The sequence below is a fragment of the Pseudomonas sp. Pse35 genome (genome assembly GCF_024519715.1).
Lineage (GTDB): Bacteria > Pseudomonadota > Gammaproteobacteria > Pseudomonadales > Pseudomonadaceae > Aquipseudomonas > Aquipseudomonas paracarnis.
This window is the reverse complement of sequence record NZ_JALJRP010000005.1, coordinates 85,983-111,564: the sequence shown is the minus strand read 5'-3', so window position 1 is coordinate 111,564 and position 25,582 is coordinate 85,983. Positions and strand designations below refer to the sequence as shown.

Annotated in this window: 23 protein-coding genes; 7 read left to right on the top strand and 16 right to left on the bottom strand. The window is 61.1% G+C overall.

What is annotated here, in order from left to right:
• The 4 genes from OC445_RS06230 to OC445_RS06215 all read right to left on the bottom strand — a co-directional run bounded on the left by OC445_RS06230 (window position 1) and on the right by OC445_RS06215 (window position 6,196).
• Window positions 1-1,713, bottom strand: coding sequence for a putative 2-aminoethylphosphonate ABC transporter permease subunit (locus tag OC445_RS06230; RefSeq protein WP_054898685.1), 1,713 nt, complete (start codon window positions 1,711-1,713; stop codon window positions 1-3).
• Window position 1,714: 1 nt separating this feature from the next.
• Window positions 1,715-2,779, bottom strand: coding sequence for a putative 2-aminoethylphosphonate ABC transporter ATP-binding protein (locus OC445_RS06225; RefSeq protein WP_054898684.1), 1,065 nt, complete (start codon window positions 2,777-2,779; stop codon window positions 1,715-1,717).
• 224 nt (window positions 2,780-3,003) lie between these two features.
• Entirely contained in the window at window positions 3,004-3,867 is an 864-nt protein-coding gene (locus OC445_RS06220; protein WP_054898683.1) for a LysR family transcriptional regulator, read from the bottom strand.
• A 16-nt stretch (window positions 3,868-3,883) separates the two neighbouring features.
• A complete protein-coding gene (locus tag OC445_RS06215; protein WP_082423454.1) occupies window positions 3,884-6,196 on the bottom strand; it encodes a heavy metal translocating P-type ATPase in 2,313 nt (770 codons plus the stop codon).
• Between the two features lie 85 nt (window positions 6,197-6,281).
• Between OC445_RS06215 and cadR the strand changes: the two genes are divergently transcribed.
• Window positions 6,282-6,722 carry a Cd(II)/Pb(II)-responsive transcriptional regulator gene (gene cadR, locus OC445_RS06210; RefSeq protein WP_003195185.1) on the top strand — a complete coding sequence of 147 codons (441 nt, stop codon included), beginning with the start codon at window positions 6,282-6,284 and terminating at the stop codon, window positions 6,720-6,722.
• Window positions 6,723-6,852: 130 nt separating this feature from the next.
• On the opposite strand, the gene OC445_RS06205 is transcribed toward cadR, so the two are convergent.
• A complete protein-coding gene (locus OC445_RS06205) occupies window positions 6,853-7,686 on the bottom strand; it encodes a thymidylate synthase (protein ID WP_014720362.1) in 834 nt (277 codons plus the stop codon).
• 51 nt (window positions 7,687-7,737) lie between these two features.
• On the bottom strand, window positions 7,738-8,550 hold the full coding sequence (gene lgt, locus OC445_RS06200) for a prolipoprotein diacylglyceryl transferase (RefSeq protein ID WP_003195189.1): 813 nt from the start codon (window positions 8,548-8,550) through the stop codon (window positions 7,738-7,740).
• 216 nt (window positions 8,551-8,766) lie between these two features.
• Here lgt and OC445_RS06195 point away from each other — a divergent pair, with 216 nt between their 5' ends.
• Window positions 8,767-9,513, top strand: coding sequence for an NRDE family protein (locus OC445_RS06195; protein WP_262020020.1), 747 nt, complete (start codon window positions 8,767-8,769; stop codon window positions 9,511-9,513).
• A gap of 98 nt (window positions 9,514-9,611) precedes the next feature.
• Here OC445_RS06195 and OC445_RS06190 read toward each other — a convergent pair whose 3' ends face one another.
• From OC445_RS06190 to OC445_RS06180, 3 genes are all read right to left on the bottom strand, one after another.
• Window positions 9,612-9,764 (bottom strand): hypothetical protein, encoded by a 153-nt coding sequence (locus OC445_RS06190; protein WP_262020019.1) that lies wholly within the window; start codon window positions 9,762-9,764, stop codon window positions 9,612-9,614.
• Window positions 9,765-9,893: 129 nt separating this feature from the next.
• Window positions 9,894-12,173: a phosphoenolpyruvate--protein phosphotransferase gene (gene ptsP, locus OC445_RS06185; protein WP_003195193.1), complete on the bottom strand. Its 2,280-nt coding sequence runs from the start codon at window positions 12,171-12,173 to the stop codon at window positions 9,894-9,896.
• A 22-nt stretch (window positions 12,174-12,195) separates the two neighbouring features.
• Complete coding sequence (locus OC445_RS06180) at window positions 12,196-12,675, bottom strand: RNA pyrophosphohydrolase (RefSeq protein WP_003176750.1); 480 nt, start codon at window positions 12,673-12,675, stop codon at window positions 12,196-12,198.
• Window positions 12,676-12,818: 143 nt separating this feature from the next.
• Between OC445_RS06180 and OC445_RS06175 the strand changes: the two genes are divergently transcribed.
• Window positions 12,819-13,475 carry an HAD family hydrolase gene (locus OC445_RS06175; RefSeq protein ID WP_054895972.1) on the top strand — a complete coding sequence of 219 codons (657 nt, stop codon included), beginning with the start codon at window positions 12,819-12,821 and terminating at the stop codon, window positions 13,473-13,475.
• 105 nt (window positions 13,476-13,580) lie between these two features.
• On the opposite strand, the gene OC445_RS06170 is transcribed toward OC445_RS06175, so the two are convergent.
• The gene (locus tag OC445_RS06170; protein ID WP_014720366.1) at window positions 13,581-13,994 is read right to left on the bottom strand and encodes a DUF2269 family protein; all 414 of its coding nucleotides are present in this window, start codon (window positions 13,992-13,994) and stop codon (window positions 13,581-13,583) included.
• A gap of 40 nt (window positions 13,995-14,034) precedes the next feature.
• Complete coding sequence (gene ilvA / locus OC445_RS06165; RefSeq protein WP_034128978.1) at window positions 14,035-15,549, bottom strand: threonine ammonia-lyase, biosynthetic; 1,515 nt, start codon at window positions 15,547-15,549, stop codon at window positions 14,035-14,037.
• Between the two features lie 138 nt (window positions 15,550-15,687).
• On the opposite strand from ilvA, the gene rpiA reads away from it, so the two are divergent.
• Both rpiA and OC445_RS06155 read left to right on the top strand, forming a co-directional pair.
• Window positions 15,688-16,359, top strand: coding sequence for a ribose-5-phosphate isomerase RpiA (gene rpiA / locus OC445_RS06160; RefSeq protein WP_003195201.1), 672 nt, complete (start codon window positions 15,688-15,690; stop codon window positions 16,357-16,359).
• A gap of 333 nt (window positions 16,360-16,692) precedes the next feature.
• Window positions 16,693-18,639, top strand: a complete 1,947-nt coding sequence (locus OC445_RS06155; protein ID WP_054895973.1) for an autotransporter domain-containing protein — start codon at window positions 16,693-16,695, stop codon at window positions 18,637-18,639.
• On the opposite strand, the gene OC445_RS06150 is transcribed toward OC445_RS06155, so the two are convergent.
• The 4 genes from OC445_RS06150 to OC445_RS06135 all read right to left on the bottom strand — a co-directional run bounded on the left by OC445_RS06150 (window position 18,640) and on the right by OC445_RS06135 (window position 22,923).
• Window positions 18,640-19,548, bottom strand: coding sequence for an SdiA-regulated domain-containing protein (locus OC445_RS06150; RefSeq protein WP_034128981.1), 909 nt, complete (start codon window positions 19,546-19,548; stop codon window positions 18,640-18,642).
• A gap of 121 nt (window positions 19,549-19,669) precedes the next feature.
• On the bottom strand, window positions 19,670-20,593 hold the full coding sequence (locus tag OC445_RS06145; protein ID WP_034128982.1) for an SdiA-regulated domain-containing protein: 924 nt from the start codon (window positions 20,591-20,593) through the stop codon (window positions 19,670-19,672).
• Between the two features lie 247 nt (window positions 20,594-20,840).
• Entirely contained in the window at window positions 20,841-21,506 is a 666-nt protein-coding gene (locus tag OC445_RS06140) for a fumarylacetoacetate hydrolase family protein (protein WP_034128983.1), read from the bottom strand.
• A gap of 22 nt (window positions 21,507-21,528) precedes the next feature.
• Window positions 21,529-22,923: an FAD-binding oxidoreductase gene (locus tag OC445_RS06135; protein WP_005792341.1), complete on the bottom strand. Its 1,395-nt coding sequence runs from the start codon at window positions 22,921-22,923 to the stop codon at window positions 21,529-21,531.
• Window positions 22,924-23,128: 205 nt separating this feature from the next.
• Between OC445_RS06135 and serA the strand changes: the two genes are divergently transcribed.
• On the top strand, window positions 23,129-24,358 hold the full coding sequence (gene serA, locus OC445_RS06130; RefSeq protein ID WP_003195214.1) for a phosphoglycerate dehydrogenase: 1,230 nt from the start codon (window positions 23,129-23,131) through the stop codon (window positions 24,356-24,358).
• Window positions 24,359-24,493: 135 nt separating this feature from the next.
• On the opposite strand, the gene OC445_RS06120 is transcribed toward serA, so the two are convergent.
• A complete protein-coding gene (locus tag OC445_RS06120) occupies window positions 24,494-24,934 on the bottom strand; it encodes a DUF4399 domain-containing protein (protein WP_198790969.1) in 441 nt (146 codons plus the stop codon).
• A 134-nt stretch (window positions 24,935-25,068) separates the two neighbouring features.
• On the opposite strand from OC445_RS06120, the gene OC445_RS06115 reads away from it, so the two are divergent.
• Complete coding sequence (locus OC445_RS06115; RefSeq protein WP_054895975.1) at window positions 25,069-25,542, top strand: transporter substrate-binding domain-containing protein; 474 nt, start codon at window positions 25,069-25,071, stop codon at window positions 25,540-25,542.
• Window positions 25,543-25,582: the final 40 nt, after the last annotated feature.

Genomic DNA, 25,582 nt, shown 5'->3' with positions numbered 1-25,582 from the left:
TTATTGGCCAGGTGCGCGCTGGCGCCAGGCTTGGGAGCGGCGCAGCGCGCCACGTGAAGCCCACGCCAGCAGCAGCGAGACGCTGGCCGAGGTGAACAGGATCAGGGTCGACATGGCCGCCGCGCCCCCCACATTGCCGGCGTCGTCCATGTTCAGCACGGCGACGGCGGCGAGGATGGTGTCGGGGCTGTAGAGGAAGATCGCGGCGGAGACGGTGGTCATCGCCGAGACAAACAGGTAGCGCAGGATGTCCAGCAGCGCCGGCAGACAGATCGGCACCGTGACGCGCAGATAATGGCGGTACAACGGTGCCTTGAGGGACAACGCGGCAGCTTCGAACTCGGCGTCCAACTGGCGCAAGGCGGTGGTCGCGGTCATCTGCGCGGTGGTCAGGTAGTGCGCAATGGTGCACACCACCAGCAACGCCATGCTGCCGTACAACACATGCAACGGGTTGCCGTTGAGGTTGAAGAAGAACACGTAGCCCAGCCCCAGGACCAGGCCCGGCACGGCCATCGGCACGAAGCTGAGCATGCGCAGCGCCAGGTTGAGGTTCTTCTGGCCCTTGGTCTTTTCCATCAGGTAGGCACCGGTGAAAATCAGCACGCTGCCGATCAACGCCGTGCACAGCGCCATGGTCAGGCTGTTGCGATAGGCCAGCCAGCCGCCGCCGGCGGTGTCTTCGAATTGGTAGTGGTTGAGCGACAGCGACAGGTTGTACGGCCAGAATTTCACCAGCGAGGAGTACACCGCCATGCCGAACACCAGCAGCAACGCCGCGCAAATCAGCAGTACGACGGCCAGGTAGCACCCGTCGCGCAGCCGCGATGGCGCTGGCTGGAACACCTGGGCGCGGCCGCTCATCGCGTCGCCATGCCGACGGCGCAACCACGCATCCACGCCAAAGCTGAACAGCGCCGGCAGCAGCAACACCATGCCGATCAACGCGCCGCGACCGAACTGTTGCTGGCCCACCACCGCCTTGTAGGCTTCCAGCGCCAGCACCTGATAATCGCCGCCCACCACCACCGGTACTCCGAAGTCGGTGATGGTCAGGGTGAACACCAGGCAGAAAGCGGCGAACACCGCCTGGCGCGTGGCTGGCCAGGTAATGCTGCGAAACGCCCGTGCCGGGCTGGCGCCCATGCTCGAAGCAGCGTCAAACAAGCGTGCATCCGCCAAGGACAACGCCGACAGCAAAATCATCAAGGCATGGGGAAAGGTGTAGATCACCTCACCGAGCACAATGCCCCAGAAACCGTAGATATTTTCCGAGAACAAGCCGCGCAGCAGGCCCTGGTTGCCGAACAGATAAACCAGGGCAATACCTGGCAGCATCGACGGCGCCATCAATGGCAGCAATGACAGGCCGCGCCAGATGGACTTGCCGGGGATCAGCGTGCGTTGCAGGGCATAGGCAAACAAGTAGGCCAGCGGCACGACGATGGCCGCCACGCTGAGGGAAACTTTCAGGCTATTGCCCAGCAACCAGTGAAAGTTGGCGCTGCTCAGCAGTTCGCGAGCGGCTACCAGGCCACCGCCCTGCCCGGCTTCGCTGCTGAAGCCGCGCCAGAAGATCGCCAACAGCGGCAACAGCACCGCCACCACTAACAGGCCCAGCCAGAGCCACTTGCCGCCGACCACGAAGAGGCGGTCGCCCCACTCGGCGCGGGACACCTGGCGCGGTACCGGCAATGTCATCACAGCCCCCATCTCAGGCAAACACCTGCAGGCTGCGCGGCGGCAACGCCACCCAGATGTCCTGGGCGCCCAGGCGCGGCATCGCTTCCGGCGCCAGTTCAGCCAGCAACGCATGGCCCGGCAATTGTTCCAGCTCAAAGCTCATGCGGCAGCGGTTGCCGAGAAAGGTGATCTCGCGAACCTTGGCCGGGAACAGGTTTTCTTCATGCACCAGCGGGTTGACGCAAATGGCTTCCGGGCGGCAGAACAAGCGGCCGGACTGGGCGACACCCGCGTCCTCAGCCAGGCGCATGTTCAACCCACCCACCTGGGCATGGCTGGCGCTGTTACGGCTGAACGGCAACCAGTTGCCCTGGCCGACAAACTCCGCCACGAACGGCGTGGCCGGGCGGTCGTAGATTTCCTGGGGCGTGGCGTACTGCTCGACCTTGCCGTTGTTCATCACGGCAATGCGGTCGGCCATCAACATGGCTTCGTCCTGGTTGTGGGTCACCATCAAGGTGGTGATACCCAGGCGCCGCTGCAGTTGGCGCAGTTCGGTGCACAGGTGCTCGCGCACCCGGGCATCGAGGGCCGACATCGGCTCATCCAACAGCAATAACGACGGCGCCGGCGCCAGTGCGCGGGCCAGGGCGACGCGCTGTTGCTGGCCGCCGGAGAGTTGGCCGGGGTACTTCTTTTCGCTGCCCACCAGGCCGACCAGTTCGAGCATCTGCGCGACCCGCTTGCGCACTTCATCGCGGCCGCTGCCGGTGAGGCCGTAGCCGATGTTCGCTTCAACGCTGAGGTTGGGAAACAACGCATAGGACTGGAACAGGATGCCGTAGTCCCGCGCCTGGGGTGGCAGCAGGGACACGTCCCGTTCGCCCAGGTAGAGCTCACCGCTGTCCTGGCGCTCCAGGCCGGCGATGCAACGCAGCAGTGTGGTCTTGCCGCAGCCGGAAGGGCCCAGCAGACACACCAGCTCGCCGGCGGCGACGTCCAGGGAGACGTTGTCCAGCGCGGTGAAGGCGCCAAAGCGTTTCTGGATTGCGCGCACTTTCATCGGTGCGCCGGGTTGGGTCAGGGCTGTGTGCATGGTGGCACCTCATCGAACGGATGAAGGCCATGCTAGGAGGGCAATGCGTAGCGGGTGTGGCAGAAAGGCAAAAAGAGGTGATAGTGGTATTGGTGGATTTGTGTAGGACTCACGACCGCTATCATGATCGTTCCCACGCTCTGCGTGGGAATGTCTCTAGTGACGCTCCGCGTCACGGACGCGGAGCGTCCTGGGCGGCGTTCCCACGCGGAGCGTGGGAACGATCAGAGGGGTGACATTTCCTGAGCCAGGCCAAGGAACGCCGCCGGCAGGCGCGCTCCTTTGCGCTCCTTGAGGCAATACAGATACTCCGGAATCTGCGGTGCATTCTCGATGGTCAGCACGCGCAACTGCGGGTCGTGGGGCACTTCCTGGCGGGCGATGATGCTGATGCCGATATTGCGCAGCACCGCCTCGCGAATCGACTCACGGCTGCCAATCTCCAACAACGGCCCATATCCGACGCCCGCATTCTTCAACATCTCTTCCGTCAGCCTGCGGGTAGTGGAGCCCGCTTCACGCATCAGCAAGGTATGCCCGACTAGCGCGCTCAACGGTACGTGATCGAGCTTGGCCAACGGGTGATTGCGGTGCACCGCCAGTACCAGCGGGTCGGTGCCCAGCACGCGGCGGATCAGACGGGCGTCTTCCAGCAATTGCGATGAGGCCGCGACATCGACGCGGTAATCGTCCAGCGCCTCAAGCACCTGCTGGGAGTTGCCGATTTCCACCGACACGTCCACCTGGGGCAGGCGCTCGCGAAAGGCTTTGACCAGATCGAGGATGTAATACGGCGCCGTTGCGGCAATTCTCAGCGCACCCTGGACCTGGCCGTTGTTGCGCAGGAAAAACTCGATATCCGCTTCCTGCTGCAACAGCGCCTTGACCATCGGCAATAGCCGCGCGCCTTCGTCGCTGACGGTGAGGCGGCGGCCGCCACGGTAGAACAACTCGACGCCGTAGTGGCTTTCCAGGTTGCGAATCTGGGTGGTCACCGTGGGCTGGCTCAAGCCGAGTTTCTTCGCCGCCTGGGTAATGCTGCCCAGGCGGGCGACCATGAAAAACGCCTTTAACTCAGCACTCAGCACACCACCCTCTCATCCTCTATTTGCGCACCAGGCGCAGGCCATTGAACACCACCAGCAGGCTCACGCCCATGTCGGCGAAGACCGCCATCCACATGGTCGCCATGCCCATGAACGTGACGGCCAGGAAGATCGCCTTGATCACCAGCGCCAGGGCGATGTTCTGCTTGAGGATACTCGACGTTTGCCGCGACAACCGAATGAAAGCCGGAATCTTGCGCAAATCATCGTCCATCAGCGCCACGTCGGCGGTCTCGATAGCGGTATCGGTGCCCGCTGCGGCCATCGCAAAGCCGATCTCGGCACGGGCCAGGGCCGGGGCGTCGTTGATACCGTCACCGACCATGCCCACCCGATGGCCCTGGCCGTAGAGGGTTTCGATGGCTTGCAGCTTGTCGGTGGGCAACAGGTCGCCCTGGGCCTGGTCGATACCCACCTGGGCCGCAATGGCCTTGGCAGTGTGGGTGTTGTCGCCGGTGAGCATCAGGGTCTTGATGCCTAGGTCGTGCAACTGCTGAATGGCTTCGCGGCTGCTCTCCTTGACCGTGTCGGCCACGGCAAACAGCGCCAGCGGGCCAGACTTGTCCAACAGCAACACCACGGACTTGCCTTGTTTTTCCAGGGCAAAGAGTTTCTCTTCCAAGGCCTCGGAACACAGACCGAGGTCTTCCACCAGGCGGTGGTTACCCAGGTGATAGGTCTGGCCGTTGATATCACCCCGCACACCGCGCCCGGCCAGGGCTTCGAAGTTATCCACAGCGTGAGTCGACAGGTTTTTATCCACAGCCGCGTTGGCAATCGCCAGGGACACCGGGTGATCGGAACGCGATGCCAAGCTGGCCGCCAGGGCCGGCGCGCTGTCTTCGATGTTCGGGAACAGCGGCAGGTAGTCGGTTTGCACCGGTTTGCCGTGGGTGATGGTGCCGGTCTTGTCGAGGGCCAGGTAGTCGAGCTTGTAGCCGCCCTCCAGGTACACGCCGCCCTTGATCAGGATGCCTTTGCGCGCCGCCGCCGCCAGGCCGCTGACAATGGTCACCGGGGTGGAGATCACCAAGGCACAAGGGCAGGCCACCACCAGCAGCACGAGGGCGCGGTAGATCCAGTCAAACCACACGCCCGCCATGAACAGCGGCGGAATCACCGCCACACCGAGGGCAAACAGGAAGACAGCCGGGGTGTAGACCTTGGAGAAACTGTCGACAAAGCGCTGGGTCGGTGCGCGTGCGCCTTGAGCCTGTTCCACCGCGTGGATGATCCGCGCCAGCGTGGAGTTGTTGGCCGCGGCGGTGACCTTGTACTCCAGGGAACCGGCCTGGTTGATGGTGCCGGCAAACACCTTATCGCCCACGGTTTTTTCGATCGGCAGGCTTTCCCCGGTGATCGGTGCCTGGTCGATGGTGGACTGGCCGGCCGTGACTTCACCGTCGAGCCCGATGCGCTCGCCGGGTTTTACTCGGACAATCGCGCCAAGATCAATGCTCTTGACCTCTTGTTCCAGCCAGGAACCATCGGCCTGGCGCACCGTGGCCTGTTCCGGGGTCATCTGCATCAGGCCGCTGATGGCGTTGCGCGCCCGGTCCAGGGACTTGGCCTCAATCAACTCGGCCACGGTGAACAGGAACATCACCATCGCCGCTTCCGGCCACTGGCCAATCAGGATCGCGCCCGTCACCGCGATGCTCATCAAGGCATTGATATTGAGGTTGAAGTTCTTCAGGGCAATCCAGCCCTTCTTGTAGGTGGTAAGGCCGCCGCTGAGAATCGACACCAACGCCACCAGCGCGATTACCCAGGTGGGTGCCACACCAGTGAAATGCAACACCTCGGCCCCCAGGGCACCCACGCCCGACACCGCCAGCGGCCACCAATGTTTCTTGGCGGGCGGCGCGGCGGCGGGGCTGCCTTCTTCGATAGGGTCGGCCTGCATGCCGATGGACTTGATTGCCTCAATGATCGGCGCCGTGTTCGGCAGGTCATGGGTGACGCCGAGGATGCGGTTGATCAGGTTGAATTCCAGTTGCTGCACGCCAGCGAGCTTGCCCAGCTTGTTCTGGATCAGCGTCTGCTCGGTAGGGCAATCCATGGCTTCGATGCGGAAGGTGCTCAGGCGCGAGCCGGCGGTGGGCGCTTCACTCAAGGTCACGATGGCAGGCCCGGCAGCGCCGGAGCAGCAGGAGCCGGAATGGCCGTGGTTATCCACAGGCGTGAGTTTGGCGGGCCCATGGTCATGTTTGTGATCATGGCCGTGGTCATGAGCGTGATCGTGATCGTGATCGTGATCGTGATCATGCTTGTGGTCGTGCTTGTGCGGGGTATGAATGGAGTGGCTCATCAGGTCGCGTCCGTAAAGGTGCCTGTTGCCAAGTAAAGACCCTGTAGCCACTATAGGGTCAAGCACCCATTTGGAGATTGCTGCGATGAAGATCGGCGAACTGGCCAAACTCACCGATTGCCCGGTGGAAACCATCCGTTATTACGAGAAGGAAAACCTGCTGCCGCCTCCGGCACGCACCGACGGCAACTACCGCGTGTACACCCAGGCGCACACCGAGCGGCTGACCTTTATCCGCAACTGCCGCAGCCTGGACATGACCCTCGAAGAAATCCGCAGCCTGCTGGGGCTGCGTGACAGCCCCCAGGACCAGTGCGAAAGCGTAAATGCGTTGATCGACGAGCATATCCATCATGTGAAAGCGCGGATCGACGGATTGTTGGCCTTGCAGGAACAACTGCTGGACCTGCGCCAACGTTGCGGCGGTGGCAACCAGTGCGGGATCTTGCAGCAGTTGGAAGTCAGCGGAGGGATTGCGGCCAGCGAGGCCGAGCCTTCGCATGTGGGCAGAAGCCACGGCCATTAACTCAGGTGAACACCAAACCCATGTGGGAGCTGGCTTGCCTGTGATGGCGGTGGACCAGCGACATTAATTTCGCCTGACACTGCGCTATCGCAGACAAGCCAGCTCCCACAGTTTTTCACCGAGTAAGGCTTTAGATCGCCACGTCGGCCTTGATGCTTGGGTCGGCGTCGTAACCCACGATTTCGAAGTCTTCGAACTTATAGTCGTAGATCGACGCAGGCTTACGCTTGATCACCAGTTCCGGCAGTTTTTTCGGCGTACGCGCCAACTGGGTCTGGATCTGTTCCATGTGGTTGCTGTAGGCGTGGGTGTCGCCCGTGGTGACGATGATCTCGTGGGGGATCAGGTCGCACTGCTGGGCCAGCATGTGGGTCAGCAACGCCAGCGCGGCAGTGTTGTACGGCAGGCCCAGGAACACGTCGGAGCTGCGGATATACAGCTGCATCGACAGGTGGCCGTCATGCACGAACGCCTGGTAAAGCAAATGGCACGGCGGCAAGGCTTGTTTGCCATTACGCGCGTTTTCCTGCGGGCTCTGGGTTTCGTCCGGCAGGTATTCAACGTTCCAGCCGTGGAACAGGATGCGACGGCTGTTGGGGTTGGTCTTGAGCGTGTGCACCATGTAGTCGATCTGGTTGATCGTGCCGCCGTCCTTGGTCGGCCAGGCAGTCCACTGCTCGCCGTAGACCGGGCCCAGGTCGCCGTCTTCGGTGGCCCACTCATCCCAAATCTTCACGCCATTTTCGTTGAGCCACTTGATGTTGGTGTTGCCGCTCAACATCCAGATCAGTTCGTTGGCGATGCTTTTGAAGTGCAGCTTCTTGGTGGTCAGCAGCGGGAAGCCGTCGGCCAGGTTATGCCGATACTGACGCGCAAACACAGCCTTGGTGCCGGTGCCCGTGCGGTCGCCCTTGGTCAGGCCATTGGTCACGACGTCCTGCAGCAGTTCGAGATATTGCTTCATGTTTTTACCCGTATCGTTGAAGCCAAGACCTCCTGGTCTTGGCATTCGAATTTAAAGCGCGGCGTTCTTCAGCGGCTGCGGGCGATTGTACGCCCACCACAGCATGCCCAGGCCCGCCAGGATCATCGGCAGGCTAAGCACCTGACCCATGGTCAGCCAGCCCCACGCCAGGTAGCCCAACTGCGCATCCGGTACCCGTACGAATTCGACGATAAAGCGGAAAATCCCGTAGAACAGCGCGAACATGCCCGACACGGCCATGGTTGGGCGTGGCTTGCGCGAGAAGATATAGAGAATAAGGAACAGCGCCACACCTTCCAACGCGAACTGGTAAAGCTGCGACGGGTGGCGCGGCAGTTGTGCCGGGTCGCTGAACGGCGGGAACACCATCGCCCACGGTACGTCGGTCGGCTTGCCCCACAACTCGGCGTTGATAAAGTTACCAATGCGCCCGGCGCCCAGGCCGATCGGCACGAAGGGTGCGACGAAGTCCATCAGTTGGAAGAACGACTTGCCATTGCGCCGACCAAACCACCATGCGGCGATCATCACGCCGATAAACCCGCCGTGGAACGCCATGCCGCCCTTCCATACTTCGAAGATCAGGGTCGGGTTGGCGAGATACGCAGACAGGTCGTAGAACAGCACATACCCCAGGCGCCCGCCGACGATCACGCCCATCGACATCCAGAACACCATGTCGGAGAGCTTCTCCTTGGTCCAGGTCGGGTCGAAACGGTTCAGGCGCCGGGAAGCCAGCAGCCAGGCACCGCCGATGCCGATCAGGTACATCAACCCGTACCAATGGATTTTCAGCGGACCGATGGCCAGGGCCACCGGGTCGATCTGCGGGTAAGGCAGCATTGCGACTCCTCGTTAAAACATTTAGTCATGACGCACCGGACCATGCCGATGTGCGATTAAGCCTGCGTTACAGCTGCGAGATCAAATTAAGAAGTTCACATACACACCAAACAGCCCGGCATGTTAACGGATCAGAGGTGCGCGGCCCAACTTCGAGACGATGGAACACCGGCGCGTCTGTGGGTAGAGTGGCAAAAACACAAAAGGGGTCACCCGATGTGCCTGATTGTTTTCGCCTGGCGACCGGGCCATGCCCAACCGCTGATCGTTGCGGCCAACCGCGATGAGTTCTACGCCCGCCCCAGCCTGCCGCTGGCCCAGTGGGCGGATGCGCCCCAGGTCTATGCCGGTCGCGATCAGGAGGCCGGGGGCACCTGGCTGGGGGTGAACGCGGATGGGCGCTTTGCCGCCTTGACCAACATCCGCGACCCGCACCAGCCACCGGCACGCAAGTCTCGCGGCGAACTGGTTGCGCGGTTTCTCAGCGGCTCGCTGCCGATCGACGATTATTTGGCCGATGTAAATGGCCGCTCGATTGAATATGCCGGGTTCAACCTGCTGGTGGGCACGCGGGATGAACTGTGGCACTACAACGCCAATGATACCGAGCCGACGCGATTGAAGGCTGGGGTGTACGGGTTATCCAATGCCGGGCTGGATACGCCATGGCCGAAGCTGGTGAAGGCCAAAGCAGCGTTCAGCGCCGTGCTGGAAAACCCCGAGCCTGAGGCACTGCAGGGAATTCTCAGCGACCCGCAGACTGCCCCGTTTGCTGAGTTGCCGGACACCGGCGTAGGCCTGGCGACCGAAAGCCTGCTGTCGAGCGTGTTTATCGCCAGCCCCAGTTATGGGACACGGGCGAGCACGGCGCTGATCGTGAATGCCGATGGGACGCGGCGGATGCTGGAGCGCAGCTTTGGCCCGCACGGGGGGCGGCTGGGTGAGGTGGACCTGATGTTTTAGCGCTGCTTGGACCACCGCTATCGCAGGCAAGCCAGCTCCCACAGGGGAATGCATTCCACAGGTGGGAGCTGGCTTGCCTGCGATGAAGGCGCCTCGGTCTAAAGGGTTTTGGCCGAGGCCGGGTTGATCATCCGGGTCAACCCCAGGTTTTTCAGCGCCAATTGCAGCGAGCTGTGGATAACTTGCGGGTTGTCGATAGTTATCAACTCGGCGAGCAAGTCCTTGGCCCTGCTCAATTCCACCTGGCGCATTGATCGTTCCCACGCTCTGCGTGGGAACGCCTCTTGTGACGCTCTGCGTCACGCTCTAAAAGCCGACGCGGAGCGTCCAGGGCTGCATTCCCACGCAGAGCGCGGGAACGATCTGCTAGAAGCTCGCTCCTACAGGGTTTTGGCCGAGGCCGGGTTGATCATCCGGGTCAACCCCAGGTTTTTCAGCGCCAATTGCAGCGAGCTGTGGATAACTTGCGGGTTGTCGATGGTCATCAACTCGGCGAGCAAATCCTTGGCCCTGCTCAATTCCACCTGGCGCAGCATCCACTTCACTTTCGGCAAGTTGGTGGCGTTCATCGACAGGCTGTCAAAGCCCATCGCCATCAACAGCACCGCCGCCGCCGGGTCACCGGCCATTTCGCCGCAGATACTCACCGGCTTGCCTTCGGCATGGGCGTCGCGCACCACGTGTTGCAGCGCTTGCAGCACCGCCGGGTGCAGGTAGTCGTAGAGGTCGGCCACACGTGGGTTGTTACGGTCCACGGCCAGCAGGTACTGGGTCAGGTCGTTGGAGCCTACCGACAGGAAGTCCACCTGCCGCGCCAGTTCCTTGGCCTGGTACACCGCCGCAGGGATTTCGATCATCACGCCAATCGGCGGCATCGGCACATCGGCGCCTTCGTCGCGCACTTCGCCCCAGGCGCGGTGGATCAGGTGCAGGGCTTCTTCCAGTTCATGGGTGCCGGAGATCATCGGCAGCAGGATACGCAGGTTGTTCAAGCCCTCGCTGGCCTTGAGCATGGCGCGGGTCTGGACGAGGAAGATTTCGGGATGGTCGAGGGTAACGCGGATGCCACGCCAGCCAAGGAAGGGGTTGTCTTCCTTGATCGGGAAATAGGACAGTGACTTGTCGCCGCCAATATCCAGGCTGCGCATCGTCACCGGTAACGGGTGGAAGGCTTGCAATTGCTCGCGATAAATCGCCAGCTGCTCCTTCTCGCTCGGGAAACGCTGGTTGATCATGAACGGCACTTCGGTGCGGTACAGACCCACCCCTTCGGCGCCGCGTTGTTGCGCACGAGCTACATCCGCCAGCAGGCCGGTGTTGACCAGCAGCGGTACGCGGTGGCCGTCGGGGGTGACACACGGCAGCTCGCGCAGCGAATCCAGGCCCTGGGCCAGTTGCTTCTCTTCTTCCACCACCTCGGCGTATTGCTTGCGCAGCACGTCGCTGGGGTTGGTGAACACCTCGCCGCGATGCCCGTCGACGATCATGTCGATGCCATCGACCTTGGAGTACGGCAGGTCCACCAGGCCCATCACCGTCGGGATACCCATGGCCCGGGCCAGGATCGCCACGTGGGAGTTACCCGAACCCAATACCGAGACCAGGCCTACCAGCTTGCCTTCAGGCACTTCGCCAAGCTGGGTGGCGGTCAATTCTTCACTGACCAGGATGGTGTTATCGGGGAAGACCATGTTGGTGCTGCGGTCTTCCTGCAGGTACGCCAACAGACGGCGCCCCAGGTCGCGCACATCCGATGCCCGCTCGCGCAGGTAGGCGTCGTCCATCATTTCGAAACGGTTGACGTGATCGGTGACCACCTGGCGCAACGCGCCCTGGGCCCACTGGCCGGTCTTGATCACGGTCTTGACTTCGTTACCCAGGGACGCGTCGTCGAGCATCATCTGGTACACGTCGAACAGCGCACGCTCTTCGGGACGCAACTGGGTGGCCAGCTTGGTCGACAGGTTGCGCATGTCGGCGCGCACGCCTTCGAGGGCGGTCTTGAACAGTTTGATCTCGGCGTCGATGTCACTGACGCTCTTGTCCGGCACCACATCGAGGTCGGCTGGCGGCAGCATGACCACCGCGGTACCCACCGCGGCGCCTGGCGAACCCGGTACGCCGACGAACTTGGCTTCCTGGATACCCTTGCCCTGGCGCCCCAGGCCGCGAATCGAGCCGGTCGCTTCGGCGTGGGCGATAACCCCGGCCAGTTGCGCGCTCATGGTCACCAGGAAGGCTTCTTCGCCTTCGTCGAACTGGCGACGCTCTTTTTGCTGGATGACCAACACGCCGACAACACGGCGGTGGTGAATGATCGGTGCGCCAAGGAACGAGGCGTAGCGCTCTTCACCGGTTTCGGCAAAGTAGCGATAACGCGGGTGATCGGCCGCGTTCTCGAGGTTCAGGGGTTCTTCACGCGTCCCCACCAGGCCCACCAGACCTTCATTGGGCGCCATGCTGACCTTGCCGATGGAGCGCTTGTTCAAGCCCTCCGTGGCCATCAGCACAAAACGGTTGGTCTCGGGGTCCAGCAGGTAAACCGAGCAGACCTGGCTGCCCATGGCTTCCTTGACGCGCAACACAATAATCCCCAACGCCGCCTTGAGATCCTTGGCGGAGTTAACTTCCTGGACGATCTTGCGCAGCGTATTGAGCATGGCTCGGGGTCGAACTCCGTCGTCAGTCGCGCGCTAAAAGGCGCGGGGCAAGCTCTTTGAGAGCGCGACGATAAACCTCGCGCTTGAATGTCACCACCTGGCCCAACGGATACCAATAGCTGACCCAGCGCCAGCCATCGAACTCCGGTTTACCGGTCAAATCCATCCGCACCCGCTGCTCGTTGGAGATCAGGCGCAAAAGAAACCATTTCTGCTTCTGGCCGATGCACAGCGGTTGGCTGTGGGTACGCACCAGGCGTTGCGGCAAACGATAGCGCAACCAGCCACGGGTACAGGCCAGAATTTGCACATCTTCGCGCTCAAGGCCGACTTCTTCGTTCAACTCACGGTACAAGGCGTCTTCAGGGGTTTCGTCGGGGTTGATTCCACCTTGAGGAAACTGCCAGGCATCTTGGTTGATTCGGCGAGCCCATAGCACCTGTCCGGCATCATTCGTCAGAATAATGCCGACATTAGGACGGAAACCATCGGGGTCGATCACGGCAACAACCTCGCAAACGCATGTCGCCGCATTGTTCCACAAAGGTTGTTCCAGCGGCAACGAGGCTTCTTACCTTATGTGCACTCTTGTGAAAAGACCGTATTCTGGACGCCTTTTTACAGACTTTTCAGCGAGTAACTGCAATGCGCCTGGCTTTATTCGACTTGGACAATACCCTTCTGGGCGGTGACAGCGATCACGCCTGGGGCGATTACCTGTGTGAACGCGGGATTCTCGACGCGGTAGCCTACAAGGCCCGCAACGACGAGTTCTACCAGGACTACCTGGCCGGCCGGCTGGATAACGCCGCCTACTTGAACTTCTGCCTGGAAATCCTCGGCCGCACCGAGATGGCCCAGCTGGACGCGTGGCACAACGACTACATGCGCGACTGCATCGAGCCCATCATGCTTCCCAAGGCCGTTGAACTGCTGGCCAAGCACCGCGCCGCCGGTGACAAGTTGGTGATCATCACCGCCACCAACCGCTTCGTCACCGCGCCGATTGCCGCCCGCCTGGGCGTCGAGACTCTGATCGCCACCGAGTGCGAAATGGTGGATGGCCGCTATACCGGGCGCAGCACCGATGTGCCGTGCTTTCGCGAGGGCAAGGTGACACGTTTGAACCGCTGGTTGGAAGAAACCGGGCACAGCCTGGAAGACAGCTACTTCTACAGCGACTCGATGAATGATTTGCCGTTGCTGGAGCAGGTGACGCACCCGGTGGCAGTGGATCCGGATCCGAATCTTCGTGCTGAGGCCCAGAAACGGGGTTGGCCGGTGATTACGCTGCGCAGCTGACAACGCTATCGCAGGCAAGCCAGCTCCCACATTTTGACCCTGTTCTCATGTTGGAATCCGGTCAAGTGTGGGAGCTGGCTTGCCTGCGATGAAGGCGACGCGGTTTCAAACAGGCTTGGCGCCCATGAGCCCTGCAATCGCCACAAACCCCACCAGGCTGACCACCGCCAGCACCAGGGTGAAATTCAGGCTCCCGCCCTCGCCCTTGCGCAGCCGATTGAGCCGCGCCACCAGCCAGAACCAGGCCAGCGCCGCCACGGTGTAGAGGATGCTGGAGCCCAAGATCCAGGTTTGCCCCAATGGCCAGCCGAGCAGGTGCACCAGCCACCAGCCGGTGAATGGCATGCTCACCAGGCAAATCCCCATCAGCAGCCATACAAATGCCCAGGGGCGCTGCACGGTCGCGGCCGGGCCGGCGCTGCGTTTACGCCACGCCAATACGGCCAGGCCGAGGCCGCTGAGCAGCAGCAATACGGTGGCGGTGATGTGGATCACCTTGAGGGTGGTCAGCGTTTCCATGGTCTCTATTCCTTATAGGCCGCTCAGTCAGCGTAGTCGCTCAACCGAGGAACAGCTGGTAAGCCGGGTTTTCGCTTTCATCCCAGTACGGGTAACCGATTTGCGCCAGCGCGGCAGGCACCAGGTGGCGCTCGTCCGCCGGTACTTGCAAGCCCGCCACCACTCGGCCGTCAGCCGCGCCGTGGTTGCGGTAGTGGAACATCGAGATGTTCCAGCGCCCGCCGAGCTTGTGGAGAAAGTTGAACAACGCCCCCGGCCGCTCCGGAAACTCGAAACGAAACACTAACTCGTCGCTGACTTTGGCCGCATGCCCGCCGACCATATGGCGAATGTGCAACTTGGCCAGTTCGTTCTCGGTAAGGTCTAGCACCGGGAAACCCTGGCTGGTCAAACTGGCCACCAACGCGCTGCGCGGGTCGTTCTCCGGGTGGGTCTGCACGCCGACGAAAATGTGCGCTTCGCTGCCGGAGTGGTAGCGGTAATTGAATTCGGTGATCTGGCGCTTGCCCACCGCCTCGCAGAAGGCCTTGAAGCTGCCCGGCCGCTCGGGGATGGTCACGGCGATAATGGCCTCACGACCTTCACCGAGTTCGGCGCGCTCGGCCACATGGCGCAAACGGTCGAAGTTGACGTTGGCGCCCGAGTCGATGGCGACAAAGGTCTGGCCGCTGACACCGCGGGTCTCGACGTACTTTTTGATCCCGGCCACGCCCAGCGCACCCGCCGGCTCGGTGATGGAGCGGGTGTCGTCGTAGATGTCCTTGATCGCCGCACAGATTTCATCGGTGCTGACGGTGATCACTTCATCCACATAGTCCTTGCAGATGTCGAAGGTGTGCTGGCCGATCTGCGCCACTGCCACGCCGTCGGCAAAGAGGCCGACGGTCGGCAATACCACGCGCTCGCCCGCCGCCATGGCGGCTTGCAGGCAGTTGGAATCGTCCGGCTCCACGCCGATGATCTTGATCTCCGGGCGCAGGTATTTCACGTACGCCGCAATCCCGGCGATCAGACCGCCGCCGCCCACCGGTACGAAAATCGCGTCCAGAGGCCCTGGGTGCTGGCGCAGGATTTCCATCGCCACGGTGCCCTGCCCGGCAATGGTGTGCGGATCATCGTAGGGGTGGATGTACACGTAGCCTTTTTCGTCGACCAGCTTGAGCGAGTAGGCCAGGGCTTCCGGGAAGGAATCACCGTGCAGCACCACTTTGCCGCCACGGGAGCGCACGCCTTCGACCTTGATCTCCGGGGTGGTCTTGGGCATCACGATGGTGGCCTTGACCCCCAGCACCTTGGCCGCCAGGGCCAGGCCCTGGGCATGGTTGCCGGCCGACGCGGTGACGACGCCGCGCGCACGTTCTTCGGCACTGAGCTGGGTCAGCTTGTTGTAGGCGCCGCGAATCTTGAACGAGAACACCGGCTGCAAGTCTTCGCGCTTGAGCCAAATCTTGTTACCCAGCCGCTCGGAGAGCTGGCGGGCAGTCTGCAAGGGGGTTTCCACGGCGATGTCGTAGACACGCGAGGTGAGGATTTTTTTGACGTAGTGTTCAAGCATCGGCAGGCATCTACTTCACGGGTTGGGCAGGGCCAAGGAGTCTAACCCAGCGTTTGGCCGGGCGACCACACGAATCCCGAGGTTTTGTTGGGTTATACTCGCCGCCCTCGTTAATTCCCCGCCCGTTCCGGAGCCCGCATGACCCAGGATCAACTCAAACAGGCAGTGGCCCAGGCCGCTGTCGATTTAATCCTTCCTAAGCTCGACGACAAGAGCATCGTCGGTGTCGGCACCGGTTCCACCGCCAACTGCTTCATCGACGCACTGGCCCAGCACAAGGGCGCGTTCGACGGCGCCGTGGCCAGTTCCGAAGCCACCGCTGCCCGCCTCAAGGGCCATGGCATTCCGGTGTACGAGCTCAACACCGTGAGCGACCTGGAGTTCTACGTCGACGGCGCCGATGAAAGCGACGAGCACCTGAACCTGATCAAAGGCGGCGGCGCGGCCCTGACCCGCGAGAAGATTGTCGCGGCCGTGGCCAAGACCTTCATTTGCATCGCCGACGCGAGCAAGCTGGTACCCGTGCTGGGCACGTTCCCACTGCCGGTGGAAGTCATCCCCATGGCCCGCAGCCATGTGGCCCGCGAGCTGGTGAAACTGGGCGGCGACCCGGTGTACCGCGAAGGTGTGTTGACCGACAACGGCAACATCATCCTCGACGTGTTCAATATGCAGATCACCAACCCGGTGGAGCTTGAGACGCAGATCAACGCCATTGTGGGCGTGGTCACCAACGGCCTGTTCGCGGCGCGCCCGGCGGATGTATTGCTGCTGGGCACCCCGGAAGGCGTGAAAACCCTCAAGGCCTGACCCTGTGGGAGCCGGGCTTGCCCGCGATGCAGACGACTCGGCGTATCAATGGATACCGAGGCGATGCCATCGCAGGCAAGCCAGCTCCCACATGTGTTAGCGCTCGACTCTAGAGCGATGTAACAAAAACGCTACTTTTCGCAGCACTCCTCGCCAAAACCGTGCGCTCTGTCACGGCATCCCCTGCCCCGCCTGGTATCCAATCCGTTACAAATTACAGCCACGCGACCCACGCGTTTAACAATGCGCCAATTCGCAGCCGCCCATGGAATGAGGCGCGCATTGTGCAAAGGGTCTGGGCTTGAACGTCCCCCTCACCTCAAGGAAGACCTTGTGATAAAGCCCTTAGCCTTCGCCATCAGCGTTGCCGGTGCGCTGCTGTCCACGCATACCCAGGCCTACGATTACGGCCAGCACGCCAACACCACCCTGGAAAAACTGATCAACGACTACCCTGGCCGATATCGAGGCACGGCAAATTTTGCCGGGGCAGCCGACTGGATGCAGAGCCAGATGGGCACGGCCTATAGCTTCAGCCGCCAGGACTTCACCTGGAACAACGGCAGCCGGGCTTCGCAAAACGTGGTGGCCTCTGCCGCTGGTATCAAGGCCCAGTACGTGGTGATTGGCGCGCACTTCGACACTTACTTCGGCCGCCCGACCCTGCAAGGCCTGGATGACAACGGCTCCGGCGCCAGCGTGTTGACCGAGGTGGCGAAGAACCTCGGCGGCCTGTCACTGGAAAATGGCCTGCAAATCGTTGGCTTCGGCGCCGAAGAAGAAGGCCTGCGCGGCTCCCGTGCCTTTGTCGACTCACTCAGCGCCAGCCAGCGCGCCAACATGCTCGCGATGATCAACCTCGACAGCCTGATCACCGGCGACATGATGTATGCCCACGCCGGCCAGAACAGCACCGCCAACCCGGCCTTGGCCTCCTTGCGCGAGCACGCCTTCCAGATCGCCAAGGAGTTGAACATTCCCTTGTTCAGCAACCCCGGCCTCGACCCGCAGTACCCGAAGGGCACGGGCTGCTGCAGCGATGGTGAAGCGTTCGAACCGCTGAATATCCCGATCCTTTATATAGAGGCCACCAACTGGGAACTGGGCGACCTGGACGGCTACACCCAGACCGACAACCCGAAAATCCCCGGCGGCTCGACCTGGCACGACCCGAACGAAGACAACAAAGCCGTGCTGACCGATGCGTTCGGCCAGGCGCGCATCGACCAGCGCCTGCGTGACTATTCACGCCTGCTCAGCCGCCTGGTGCTGGAACTGACCAACGCCGACCTGATGGCCTCGACCGCTTCTGGCGGTGCCGTTGCGCGCAATATGCAAGACAACCTGCAGCGCCAGCATCAGGCCCTGGTGCGCCTGCATGATCGCCGCTGGCTGACCCTGCAAGCGGCCAGCCGCGAGGTCGCAAGCTTCGATGGCGAGATCGGGGTGGATGGCGAATACAACCCGGACAGCGGCTTCGACAGTGCCCCCAACCCCGAAGCCCGGCGCGTGGGCCTGCATGCCCTCGGCGACTACCAACTGACTTCAAGCTTGAATATCGGCGCCAGCCTCAGCTACCTCAATGGGCGCGACAAATTGGAGCATCGCGGCAAGCTCGACAGCGACACCTGGCAGGCAGCCGTCTATGCGCTGCTCAACGATGGCGGGCCAAGCTGGCTGGCCGGTGACCTGAGCGTGGGCCACACGCGCTTCGACTCCAAGCGCAACCTGGTCATCCAGGCCAATGGCGGGCCGATCCTGCTCAATCAGCAACTGACGGGCGACACCGATGCCTTGGCGTTGGGCGCACGGGTGCTGGGTGGCTATGACTTTGATTTTGGCGCGATCAAGAGCGGGCCGTTCGCCGGCCTGGACTACAGCCATTACCGCATCGACAAGTTCCACGAAAAGCAGAACCTGCGCACGGCCCTGGAGTACGAAGAGCAGTCTTTCGACTCGCTGGAAGCCAGCCTCGGCTGGCGCGTGCGCGGCGCTGTTGCCCTGCCCTATGGCCTGAACCTGATGCCCTACGGCGACATCGCCTGGGTCAAGGAATTGGCCGACGGCCGCCTGGACGACCTGCAACTCACCGCACGCGCCGATGGCCAGGCCCGCACCGCCAGGCTGGGCTCAGTGGATAAAAGCTTCGCTCGCGCACAACTCGGCAGCCAACTGGCGATCACCCCACAGTTGGGCGTGTTTGCCGAGGTCAATGGCCGCCTAGGGCATGCTGAAGGCAGCCAGACCGGTTATTCGCTGGGCGTGCAATGGATGTTCTGATCAGGGTTTCTTGAACACGTAAAACAGGTTGGGCTCGCTGACCATGTACAGCGTGCCGTCGTCATCCATGGCGATCCCTTCGGCCTGGGGCACGCGCTTGCTCAGCCCATGGCGCCCTTTAAGCAACGACAGACTGCTTAGAGGGCGACCATCAATATCCAGCTCCAAGACCAGGAACGACTCATCCGACAGCGCCAACAGATGGCCACTGCGCTCGTCGTATTGCAGGCTCGACAGGTCGCGCACAAACAGCCCGGCATCGCGCTTGGGGTTGTTTATCACATGTACCGAATAGGTTTTTTCCGGCTTGAAATGGGGAAACCCGTGCACCTCGTAGATCAGCATGGGGTCGCGTTCCTTGGCCACGAACAAGCGCTTGCCCACCGAGTCGTAGGCCAACCCTTCAAAGCCTTTGTTGCCGCCAACGTGCACGCCCAGGGTCATTTGCTCCGCATCGGCGGCGTCGAGGAACGTGGTGTCATCGTCCACATGCACTTTGATCAAGCGCTGCTGGCGCTCATCGCTGATGACGTAGATGTTGTCGCTGATAAATTCCACCGCTTCGGCATCGCCAAAGCCCACCAGCGGAATGCGCCGCAGGATCTTGCCCTCCAGCGACAACTCGACCAGTTCGGCGTTTTTATTGGTGACAGTAAACAGGCTTTTGCGCACGGGGTCGTAGGTCAGGGCCGAGACATCGTCGTCGAGCCCTTCGATCACCTGGCCTTCGAGGGTGACGCGATAATCCGCCAGGCCAATCGCGCGCTCATCCGCAGGCTGGTACCACACCTGCCAGTTGAACCAGGCGCGTTCGAACAGACGGAACTGCTGTGCCACCAGCCCGGCAGCGACCAAGGCGAGCAACAGCAGGATAAAAACAGCAGGTTTGGGGCGGGCAAGTCGACGCATCGGGGCGGGCTCAGAGAAAAAACTGGCGAATAGATATCAAGGTCACCTGAATTTAAACTTAAACGCACCGGACTGCCTGGCGAATGCCGTTTATAAAGAAAACTCTGACGTAATTCGTCAGTTATTTCTGCTTTTCAAAGCGATAGAACAGGTTTGGCTCACTGACCATGTACAGATTGCCGCTCTCGTCCATGGTCACGCCTTCGGCACGTGGGATCGTGTCTTTCAGGCCATTGAAGCCGCCAAGCAAGGTCATGAAGCTGACTTGCTCGCCCGTTTCATCCAGTTCCAGCAGCAGGTGGGAATCGGCCGACAGCACCAGCAAATGCCCGGTACGTGGGTCGATGGACAGGGCCGACAGGTTGCGCACATCCAGTTCGGTGCTGGCCAGTTTTTGCTTGTCGCCGGTCAGCGTATTGCCATCGCTTTTCCAGGTAAACAAGGCCGGCGGACGCTCTTCGCCCAGCACCAGCTGCTGGTTGCGCTTGTCCCATGTGACGGCTTCAAAGGCTTTGTTCTGATCTTTGGACGGGCCCAGGTCATGGCTGGGGAAATCGGCCTTGTTCAGCGCCGTAGTACCGGCGTCGACCTTGACCACGGTCAGGCTGTGATCGCGTTCATCGACCACCGCCATCAAGCCGTTTTCCATCACCGCCACGCCTTCCGGATTGTTCCAACCGTTGAGCGGCATTTTGCGCAACACATCGCCTTGCAGGCTCAACTCGACCAGGAAGGGGTTCTTGCCCATCACCGAAAACAGGGTTTTGGTCTGAGGGTTGTAGGACAGGTCCGAAGCCTCATCCTTCTCCATACCGGGCAGCAACTTGGCGTCGATCACCGCGTGATAGTCGGGCAGCCACACACTCTCCCGGCGCTCAGCCGAACTCTCGAAACGCTCCAGCACCCACAGCAGACCGCGATCGTCCCAGTGCATGGCCCAGGCCACGCCATACAAAATGGCACCGGCCAAGAACACCCAGGAATACCAGCGCATGGACAAGCGGGAGCGGAGCGAGGTTTTCGAAGTGGGCAAAGGCACGACCATTGAGCGCTTTTCCGGAAAGTGAGCCGTAGGGGATAGCACAGGATTCAAGGCCCCGCGCGCAAGAGCAGGGAATTATCCGGATGGCGTGTGAAAAAAATGCAAAACGCCGGATCCTGCAGATGTACACAAACAACTGTGGGAGCGGGCTTGCCCGCGATTGAGGGCGTTCAGTCAACTATTCAGTGACTGTCACACTGCCATCGCGGGCGAGCCCGCTCCCACAGTTTAATTGCAGTTTGGCAGTGATTTAGCGCACAACGCTTTCGAAGCGATTGACACCCGCCAGCTCCAACACCACTTCATCCCCCACATTCAACGGGCCAACGCCCGCCGGGGTGCCGGTCAGGATCACGTCGCCCGCCTGCAGGGAGAAGCAACCCGCCATGTACTGAATCATCGGCACAATCGGGTTGAGCATCTGCGCGCTGTTGCCGTCCTGGCGCACTTCACCGTTGATGCTCAGGCGAATGCCGATATCGGTCACGTCTGCAAAGGTACTGCTGACCACGAAGGGGGCAATCACCGCCGCGCCATCGAAAGACTTGGCGATTTCCCACGGCAGGCCCTTGGCTTTGAGCTCGGCCTGTTTGTCGCGCAGGGTCAGGTCCAGGGCCGGGGCGAAGCCCGAGATGGCGTCCAGCACTTCTTCCCGGCTCGGCTTGGCGGACAAAGGCTTGCCGATCAACACGGCGATTTCCGCTTCGTAGTGCACCGAACCGCGTTCGGTCGGAATGGCAAAGCCGCCTTCCAACGGCACCACGCAGCTGCCCGGCTTGATGAACAGCAGCGGCTCGGTGGGCACCGGGTTGTCCAGTTCCTTGGCGTGTTCGGCGTAGTTACGCCCGATGCACACCACTTTACCCACCGGGAAGTGGATGTTGGTGCCGTCGACATACTTGTGCTGGTAGCTCATGGAACGACTCCTTCAGGTGCGATTAAACAGCGAAGATCTTGCCAGGGTTCATGATCCCGTTAGGGTCGAACACGGCTTTGACGGCCTTCATGTATTCGATTTCAACCGGTGAACGGCTGTAGGTCAGGTAATCGCGCTTGGTCATGCCCACGCCGTGCTCGGCGGAGATCGAGCCGTTGTACTTGGCGACGGTCTCGAATACCCACTTGTTCACGGTGGCGCACTTGGCAAAGAACTCGTCTTTGCTCAGGTTTTCCGGCTTGAGGATGTTCAGGTGCAGGTTGCCGTCACCGATATGGCCGAACCAGACGATTTCGAAGTCCGGGTAGTGTTCACCGACGATCGCGTCAATTTCGCTCAGGAACGCTGGCACTTTCGACACGGTCACCGAGATGTCGTTCTTGTACGGCGTCCAGTGGGAAATGGTTTCGGAGATGTACTCGCGCAGTTTCCACAGGTTGTGCAGTTGGGTTTCGCTCTGGCTCATCACGCCATCCAGCACCCAGCCCTGCTCCACGCAATGTTCGAAAGTTTCCAGAGCGTGGTTGGCGACTTCTTCGGTGGTGGCTTCAAATTCCAGCAATGCGTAGAACGGGCACTCGGTTTCGAACGGCGCCGGCACGTCGCCACGGCCAAGGACTTTGGCCAGGGCCTTGTCGGAAAAAAATTCGAAGGCGGTCAGGTCCAGCTTGCTCTGGAAGGCGTGCAGCACCGGCATGATCGAGTCGAAATCAGTCGTGCCGAGCACCATCGCCGTGAGGTTCTTTGGCGCACGGTCCAGGCGCATGGTGGCTTCGACCACAAAGCCCAGGGTGCCCTCAGCGCCGATAAACAGCTGGCGCATGTCGTAGCCGGTGGCGTTCTTGATCAGGTCGCGGTTCAGCTCCAGCACATCGCCTTTGCCGGTGACGACCTTCATGCCGGCCACCCAGTTGCGGGTCATACCGTAGCGAATCACTTTGATTCCGCCGGCATTGGTGCCGATATTGCCGCCAATCTGACTGGAACCGGACGAGGCGAAGTCCACCGGATAATACAGGCCGTTTTCTTCAGCGACGTTCTGCAGTTGCTTGGTGACCACACCCGGCTGGCACACGGCGGTGCGGTCAGTGAGGTTCACGTCGAGGATCTGGTTCATATAGTCGAACGACACCACCACTTCACCATTGGCGGCAACGGCAGCGGCCGACAGACCGGTGCGCCCGCCCGATGGCACCAGCGCCACCTTGTGCTCATTGGCCCACCGCACGATGGCCTGCACCTGCTCGGTGGTCTTGGGGAACACGATGGCGCTAGGTGCGGGAGCGAAGTGCTTGGTCCAATCCTTGCCGTAAGCCTCCAGGGAGTCGGCGTCGGTCAGCACTTTGCCGGGCTCAACCAGGGTCTTTAGCTCATCAATCAGGGCAGGATGGGTCATCGACAGAACTCTCGAACAATTCATGGTCATCCTGAGAACGCTTCACGTCGCAGGAATAGGTGTTTAGCGGGGTGCGTATGCTAGCATACCGCCCCCGCAGGACAGACCCAAAGGGCGTTTCTGCGGTGACGGCTTTCCTGCCGTCCGGGTCAGCTTGCGCTGCTCGACTCCCTGCCAATTTTCTCCGGGATACAGGTTTACGCAGATGAGCAAGACTTCTCTCGATAAGAGCAAGATCAAGTTCCTTCTTCTGGAAGGCGTCCACCCATCGGCTGTCGACGTTCTGAAAGCCGCCGGGTACACCAGCATTGAGTACATCACCAGTTCTCTGCCGGAAGCCCAGCTCAAGGAAAAGATCGCCGACGCGCACTTTATCGGCATTCGCTCCCGCACTCAGCTGACCGAAGAGATCTTCGACCACGCCAAAAAACTCGTGGCTGTCGGCTGTTTCTGCATCGGCACCAACCAGGTCGACCTCAATGCAGCGCGCGAGCGCGGCATCGCGGTGTTCAATGCACCGTATTCCAACACCCGTTCCGTAGCGGAGCTGGTGCTGGCCGAGGCCATCCTGCTGCTGCGCGGTATCCCTGAGAAGAACGCTTCCTGCCACCGTGGCGGCTGGATCAAGAGCGCGGCCAACTCCTTCGAAATCCGCGGCAAGAAGCTGGGCATCGTCGGCTACGGCTCGATCGGCACGCAACTGTCGGTGTTGGCTGAAGGCCTGGGTATGCAGGTGTTCTTCTACGACACCCTGACCAAGCTGCCATTGGGCAACGCCACCCAAGTGGCCAGCCTGACCGAGCTGCTGGGCATGTCCGACATCGTCACCCTGCACGTTCCGGAAACGGCCGAGACCCAGTGGATGATCGGTGAGAAGGAAATCCGCGCGATCAAGAAAGGCGGGATCCTGATCAACGCCGCTCGCGGCACCGTGGTCGAGCTGGATGCCCTGGCCGACGCGATCAAGGACAAGCACCTGATCGGCGCTGCCATCGACGTGTTCCCGGTGGAGCCACGCTCCAACGATGACATCTTCGAAAGCCCGCTGCGTGGCCTGGACAACGTGATCCTGACCCCGCACATCGGCGGCTCCACCGCTGAAGCCCAAGCCAACATCGGCCTGGAAGTCTCGGAAAAACTGGTCAAGTACAGCGACAACGGTACCTCGGTATCGTCGGTCAACTTCCCGGAAGTGGCCCTGCCGGCTCACCCGGGCAAGCACCGTCTGCTGCACATCCACCAGAACATCCCTGGCGTGATGATGGAGATCAACAAGGTCTTCGCGGAAAACGGCATCAACATCTCCGGTCAGTTCCTGCAGACCAACGAGAAGGTCGGCTACGTGGTGATCGACGTCGACGCCGAGTACTCGGACCTGGCGCAAGAGAAGCTGCAGCACATCAACGGCACTATTCGTAGCCGCGTGTTGTTCTAGTAGGAGCGAGCTTGCTCGCGAAGAACGTCAACGATGACGCGTTTAAGCTGTTTAAACGCGGTGCCCTTGGGATTTTCGCGAGCAAGCTCGCTCCTACAAATAAAAACGGGAGCCCCGCAAAGGGCTCCCGTTTTTTTATTTGACGTTAACAGTGATCACTTTCGATGCAACAGTGGGCTCAAACTGGCGATGCACGTTGTCGCCGGCCACCAGTTGCAGGGTGTGCTTGCCTGGCGTCAGGGTCAGCTCGGTTTCGGTCTGCGCCTTGCCGAAGTGAATCGAGGTAGGCGTTGCCGGGATCGCCTCATTGGCGTTGAGCGACTCCACCTTCTGGTCTACCAACAGGTGGTGGTGCCCGGCGTTAGGCACTTGCTTGTCGATCGGTTCCAGGTCCAGCTTCTTGACGCCGAATTTGACGGTGAAGGTTTTATCAACGGTGGCGCCATCTTTCGGCGAGACGATGAACACTTCGGCACCTTCAGGCGCAGGCGTACGAGGAAGGTCTGCGGCACTGGCCAACATCGAGGTACCCAGCAAAAGGCTGGCAATCGTTGCACGGGACAAAGGGGCTTTCATTCGCTTCTCCAGTTTTTCTGTGAAATCTGTAGGGTTATGACAACTTCGCGATAAATTGCGGTCCAAGGCACCCGACACCATAACAAAACGTTGCTGAACGGCGCCTCGCCTGTACGAATTCTTTAGGAGTGACCATGCGCTTTTCGCCTGGCCTGTTGCTGTTGCTTCCTCTTCTGAGCCCCTTGGCTCATGCCGAACTGATTGACGACGTCAACGATCGCGGTGAACTGCGCATCGCCCTGGAAGCCGATACTCCGCCGTACAATTTCAAAGAGGGCGACAAACTCGCCGGCTTTGAAGTGGAGCTGGGTGAACTGCTGGCCAAGGAAATGGAGGTGCGCTCCTCGTTTATCACCACCGATAACGCGGACCTGCTTTCCGGCGTGGAAACCGGCAAGTACGACGTGGCCATTAACCATATGGCTATGACTGCCGAGCTTGAGGATCGTTTCGATTTCAGTGAGCCTTATCACCAGAAGCCGACATTGGCGATCCCGTTCCAGAAGGGCAACCCGGCGTTCAAGACCAGTTTGAACGGGGCGTTGAAGCGGGTTAAGGACGATGGCCGGTTGAAGGCGCTGTCGCAGAAATGGCTCAAGGCGCAATAAATGTGGGAGCTGGCTTGCCTGCGATAGCGGTGTATCAGCA

What these genes read in the sequence shown, in the direction of transcription:
- cadR (WP_003195185.1), top strand. Translation starts at nt 6,282, where the DNA reads ATGAAGATCGGCGAACTGGCCAAACTCACCGATTGCCCGGTGGAAACC.
- OC445_RS06120 (WP_198790969.1), bottom strand. Translation starts at nt 24,934, where the DNA reads ATGAAAGCCCCTTTGTCCCGTGCAACGATTGCCAGCCTTTTGCTGGGT.
- OC445_RS06175 (WP_054895972.1), top strand. Translation starts at nt 12,819, where the DNA reads ATGCGCCTGGCTTTATTCGACTTGGACAATACCCTTCTGGGCGGTGAC.
- OC445_RS06195 (WP_262020020.1), top strand. Translation starts at nt 8,767, where the DNA reads ATGTGCCTGATTGTTTTCGCCTGGCGACCGGGCCATGCCCAACCGCTG.
- rpiA (WP_003195201.1), top strand. Translation starts at nt 15,688, where the DNA reads ATGACCCAGGATCAACTCAAACAGGCAGTGGCCCAGGCCGCTGTCGAT.
- OC445_RS06135 (WP_005792341.1), bottom strand. Translation starts at nt 22,923, where the DNA reads ATGACCCATCCTGCCCTGATTGATGAGCTAAAGACCCTGGTTGAGCCC.
- OC445_RS06190 (WP_262020019.1), bottom strand. Translation starts at nt 9,764, where the DNA reads ATGCGCCAGGTGGAATTGAGCAGGGCCAAGGACTTGCTCGCCGAGTTG.
- ilvA (WP_034128978.1), bottom strand. Translation starts at nt 15,549, where the DNA reads ATGCTTGAACACTACGTCAAAAAAATCCTCACCTCGCGTGTCTACGAC.
- OC445_RS06150 (WP_034128981.1), bottom strand. Translation starts at nt 19,548, where the DNA reads ATGCGTCGACTTGCCCGCCCCAAACCTGCTGTTTTTATCCTGCTGTTG.
- OC445_RS06230 (WP_054898685.1), bottom strand. Translation starts at nt 1,713, where the DNA reads ATGGGGGCTGTGATGACATTGCCGGTACCGCGCCAGGTGTCCCGCGCC.
- ptsP (WP_003195193.1), bottom strand. Translation starts at nt 12,173, where the DNA reads ATGCTCAATACGCTGCGCAAGATCGTCCAGGAAGTTAACTCCGCCAAG.
- OC445_RS06145 (WP_034128982.1), bottom strand. Translation starts at nt 20,593, where the DNA reads ATGGTCGTGCCTTTGCCCACTTCGAAAACCTCGCTCCGCTCCCGCTTG.
- serA (WP_003195214.1), top strand. Translation starts at nt 23,129, where the DNA reads ATGAGCAAGACTTCTCTCGATAAGAGCAAGATCAAGTTCCTTCTTCTG.
- OC445_RS06115 (WP_054895975.1), top strand. Translation starts at nt 25,069, where the DNA reads ATGCGCTTTTCGCCTGGCCTGTTGCTGTTGCTTCCTCTTCTGAGCCCC.
- OC445_RS06225 (WP_054898684.1), bottom strand. Translation starts at nt 2,779, where the DNA reads ATGCACACAGCCCTGACCCAACCCGGCGCACCGATGAAAGTGCGCGCA.
- OC445_RS06215 (WP_082423454.1), bottom strand. Translation starts at nt 6,196, where the DNA reads ATGAGCCACTCCATTCATACCCCGCACAAGCACGACCACAAGCATGAT.
- OC445_RS06205 (WP_014720362.1), bottom strand. Translation starts at nt 7,686, where the DNA reads ATGAAGCAATATCTCGAACTGCTGCAGGACGTCGTGACCAATGGCCTG.
- OC445_RS06140 (WP_034128983.1), bottom strand. Translation starts at nt 21,506, where the DNA reads ATGAGCTACCAGCACAAGTATGTCGACGGCACCAACATCCACTTCCCG.
- OC445_RS06170 (WP_014720366.1), bottom strand. Translation starts at nt 13,994, where the DNA reads ATGGAAACGCTGACCACCCTCAAGGTGATCCACATCACCGCCACCGTA.
- lgt (WP_003195189.1), bottom strand. Translation starts at nt 8,550, where the DNA reads ATGCTGCCTTACCCGCAGATCGACCCGGTGGCCCTGGCCATCGGTCCG.